This window comes from Amycolatopsis thailandensis (assembly GCF_002234405.1).
Lineage (GTDB): Bacteria > Actinomycetota > Actinomycetes > Mycobacteriales > Pseudonocardiaceae > Amycolatopsis > Amycolatopsis thailandensis.
Genome location: NZ_NMQT01000339.1, coordinates 1 through 4,149, shown reverse-complemented (window position 1 = coordinate 4,149; position 4,149 = coordinate 1). Strand labels below are relative to the sequence as shown.

Annotated in this window: 5 protein-coding genes; all 5 read left to right on the top strand. The window is 69.0% G+C overall.

The features are described from left to right. Positions 1 to 148 precede the first annotated feature (148 nt). The 5 genes from CFP71_RS42760 to CFP71_RS42745 all read left to right on the top strand — a co-directional run bounded on the left by CFP71_RS42760 (position 149) and on the right by CFP71_RS42745 (position 4,068). Positions 149 to 571: a hypothetical protein gene (locus CFP71_RS42760; protein WP_093939481.1), complete on the top strand. Its 423-nt coding sequence runs from the start codon at positions 149 to 151 to the stop codon at positions 569 to 571. Between the two features lie 76 nt (positions 572 to 647). After that, positions 648 to 815: a hypothetical protein gene (locus tag CFP71_RS44550; protein ID WP_167406485.1), complete on the top strand. Its 168-nt coding sequence runs from the start codon at positions 648 to 650 to the stop codon at positions 813 to 815. A 493-nt stretch (positions 816 to 1,308) separates the two neighbouring features. Then, a complete protein-coding gene (locus CFP71_RS42755; RefSeq protein ID WP_093939480.1) occupies positions 1,309 to 2,004 on the top strand; it encodes a hypothetical protein in 696 nt (231 codons plus the stop codon). Positions 2,005 to 2,069: 65 nt separating this feature from the next. After that, positions 2,070 to 2,816: a hypothetical protein gene (locus CFP71_RS42750; protein ID WP_143267328.1), complete on the top strand. Its 747-nt coding sequence runs from the start codon at positions 2,070 to 2,072 to the stop codon at positions 2,814 to 2,816. 745 nt (positions 2,817 to 3,561) lie between these two features. Then, positions 3,562 to 4,068: a hypothetical protein gene (locus CFP71_RS42745; protein WP_093939478.1), complete on the top strand. Its 507-nt coding sequence runs from the start codon at positions 3,562 to 3,564 to the stop codon at positions 4,066 to 4,068. Positions 4,069 to 4,149: the final 81 nt, after the last annotated feature.

Below are 4,149 nucleotides of genomic sequence, written 5' to 3'. Positions count from 1 at the left end.
CGGCGCTCTTCCGATCTGCCCCCGCACACCCCGCGGGGACTCCGACCAGGCGCACCGGCGGGGGTTACCCGCCGCGCCGCTACGCGGCGCGCACGGCAACACCGCGCCGTGCCCGCACCCGCCGCCGACCCAGACCCGGAGCCGCACCATGCACACCGCCGCCGCACTGATCAAGTACATGGACGACCGCGAGCACGTCGCCCGCGCCCTTGCCGCCGTCGCGGCCCAGCACCGCGCGAACGGCGACGTTAAGGCCGCGCGAACGGTAGACCGCTTCGCCGCGTGGGCATTCGCCCAGGCCGTCGGCATCAGCCTCATGCTCGGCGGCATCAAGGCCACCTGGACGGTAAGGCCCGACGACCCCCGAAGCCACGGTGTCACCCTCCCTGACGGGCTCTTCGTCCCGACCCGCCCTCATGCGAAGACCGCCGCCCTTGTCCTCAACGGCACGCGCGTCCGCCGGGTGAGGCTTCACGGCTCCGACAGCGCCCGCTACGTCTCCGCCGTCATCTGGGAAGCCATGCAGAAGCTCGGCTCCCCAGCGGCAGACCACCCAGACGCCGTCGCCTGACCGCGCGGCCCGACGAATCAATGCGACCGGCATCGAGCCGGCGCCGACCGCCGTCCCCCATCCCCAGGAGACTTCCGTGACGCGAGACAAAATTCTCCCCTACACCTTCGCGACTCTCGCCGCGACCGCCGTCTACAAGGGACTGTCCGTCCTGGTTCACCATCCGATCTCCTGGCTGCTGGCACTCGTGCTCGGCATCGCCACCGTCTTCGGCGGCGTTCTATTCTTCGACAGCGACTGGTAAATGTTGCGCAGTAACGCAGGCCATTCTTTCCGGCTGCCCGAAAAGAATGGTTCACGAGTAATTGCGCTGGAAATATCAGTGCGGCCAATCAGTTGTCCCGGGGGGCGTTCGCCACCCCCCGGACCCCCCAGGCAGGCCTCGGGAATGGAGCAGAAAAGCGGCGGTTCGGTGGGTCTTTGTGCTTCATTCCCTCGGCCTTCCTGATGTCTACCAGGGGAGTCAAGGGAAAAGCGCCCTTGACACCCCTGGCTTAACGACATCAGGCCGAGGGAATGAAGCACAAAGACCCCCCTTTGCAGGCAAGGGCTAAAAGCAAAACAGCCTACAATAATCCGGTCTCATGTGCCGAAAATAGCTCAAAATAGTTACCTGATAACCCCCAAATTCGGCCTAATTCGGGTAGTATTGGTCTTGTCAGGGGGAAACGAAAACCCCACCCGGAGCCCGCAAACTCCGGACGCCAAACCCGCAACAGTTAAAAGGAATCGCAACCATGACCACCACTGTCGTCGCTCCCGCGAACGCCCACCTCAGCATTGCCAACGGCCCCGTCGAGACCTGCTCGAACCCCGAATGCAACCTTGAACTGTCCCGCACCGAGAAGGCCCGCAGCGTCCGTCAGAACGGCCTCTGCAACGGATGCGTCGCCGACGGCGTCACCGCCCCCGAGCTGCCCGCCGCGCCGGAGGCCGCCGCGCTGCCCGCGCCCGCCGAAGAGACCATCGCGCCGGAGGCCATCACCGAAGCCGCGCCCGTCGAGGAGACCGCCGAGGAGACCGCCGCCCGGCTTCACTCCCTGGGACTCGACCCCGAGACGTGCGAGCCGTACCGTTGCGGCCATTGCAACACCAGCATTGCCGCCACCCCGGACGCCGAATATTGCACCCCCGCCTGCGAGGCCGCCGCCGTGAGCGCGAAAGCGCTGGAAATCGCCGTTGACGTCGTCCGGTTCGCGTACCCGGAGATCAGCGCCTACGAGGCCGAGACCGGCCTTACGAGCGCCGTCAAGCACTGGAGCAACGGCCGCGTCGCGGGACAGGGCATCGCCGCCGCCGCCCGTGCCTGGAACCACGACTACAAGGACATGAAGTTCGCCGAGCAGGGCCAGGCCAACACCAAGGCCCTGCCAATCCTCAAAGCCGCCATCAGGGCCGCCCAGGAGTTCGCCAAGGCTCACCGTCCCGCCTGACACCCGCGACCGGCGGCCGGAAACCCGGCCGCCGGTCCCGCCCAAGCACCGAGACGGAGACACCAGTGAGCCACGTCAAGACCCAGCCGCACCCATCCGTTGGCCAGCCCGGCGAGCACGACAAGCAGCCCCCTAAGGCGAAGGTCGGCTATCGTTCCAGCCCGGAAGCCGACGCGGCAGCCGCCGAACGTTTCCCCAGCGCTACCGCGATAGTCCGCAAGATGAACGCGGAGAACCGCACCCCGCCCACCCAGGCCAGGCCCCACACGTGGCGCCCAGACCCCTACTACGGCGGGTTCGTCTGCGAAGAGGAGTACGGAGGGTGCGCGCTCTGGGTGAGCGAACACGCCTACATCCTCGGATCCTTCCCGCGTGACTGCCATTGGCTGCCCGCGCTGCACTGCGAAGCAGGCTCAGGCAGCGGAGGCGCCTACAACCCCCACGACGTCGTGACCCTCTCGCCCACCGGACCGTCACACGGGATCTGCGTCGAATGCGAACAGCGTTGGACGCCCGAAGGAAAAACCGTCCCCGCCCCAGCCACACCCGCCCCGCCGTGTGAATTCATGGGCGACAACGCCGAGGACTGCCTAGAAAGTCAAGGGCACACCGGCGCGCACCGCATCCCCTGGGAGCGTGAAGACCGGCCCGGCGAACTCTGGTACGTCTACTACACCGACAGCGGAACAGTGATCACCACCGAGGACTCCCAACAGCGTTACAGCCCCCTGTTTGTGTGGGACGAGGAAGACCGCGAGGTCCGCCACCGCGAACCCGCCGACACCGATCCTTACTACGTCCCGCTTTTCTAGCTCATCGAGCGCGGGCAGCGGCCAGGGCAGCGCCAGCCCCAGGCCGCCGCCCGCCGCGCGCGTGGCATCGGCGCACCGGGCATCGAGCCCGGCACACCGATTTGAGGGGGCCTCGCGCCCCCCTCAAACTCCCCCTGCGCCCACCCGCCCACCCGGCCCTCCTCACGTCGGGCACGGAATCGGGCTCCGGCGCCGGAGGCGCCTCCGCCCTGATGCTGCGCATCCTGGCGTTGCCGGCGCCCGGGGCGCCGACAACGCGTGCTCCGCGCCTGGCGGCGCTACGCAAAAAAACAACACACCGCACCCGTACCGGCCCGGCAACGCACCGCGCCGACACCCGACGACGCAATAGCGGCGAGGACGACGCCCGACTCTCCGCTGGCGCGACCCGGCGGCTCTGCCCAGACCCGCGAGGCTCGCAGCCGCGCCGGTGAGCCCGGAGCCGACGAGATCCCACAGCGCCGCACGCGGCCGCCACCGCGCCACAGCGACGCCAGACCGACCCGGCGTCGCCGTCGAACGACCACCACGCCACCAGCGGCGGACGTCGTCGAACCGCCCCGAGCGCACCACAGCGCGGGAGAGGCACGCGGCGATGAACCCGCCCGGCAGGCCGGGTGACCGTCCTCGCTGCGCTGCGGGCCACCCGGCCTGCCGAGCAGAACCCCCGCCGTCCTGACGGACCCCTCCCGCCCCGTGCTGGACACAGCGCGTTCCACCGACACCCAGCCCGCCAGGAGGCACCGTGTTCACCGACCGCGACAACCCCGGATTTCTCCCCAACGGCAAGCTGCGACGCAACACCACCCAATTCGTCGAGTCCGGCACCGCCGTCATGGCCGAGATCGAGCGCATCGGCAACCACGCCGGCTGCCAGCCCGCCAGCTGGACCTGGGACTCCCAGCGCAACGCCACCACCAAGATCCCCACACCCGGCCCCGCGCTGCGCGGAATCATCCACAACCGACGCCCCGCCGCCGCCCGCCAAGCCGCCCTCCAATGGGCCAACGCGCTCGGTCTCACCCCCGACGACAACGCCTCCCGCGGCACCCTCAGCTTCACCGGCGAAATCGACAGGCTCCCCATCGAAATCTGGACCGTCGTCGACGACAAAGCCTTCCGCGGCAAATACGCCACGCTCAAGCTCTACGGCCCCGACTGGATCCTCACCAGCCTCTTCACCATCGCCGCCACCGTCGCCGCCGTCGCGCTCAAACGCCACCGCGCGCTCACCAAAACCCTCACCCGCTGAATCCCACGGGTGCGCCCCGGCCGGACAGCCAGCCGGGGCGCCCCCGCGCCGAGGCCGCCCGTCCGTCCGTGCCCCGGCACG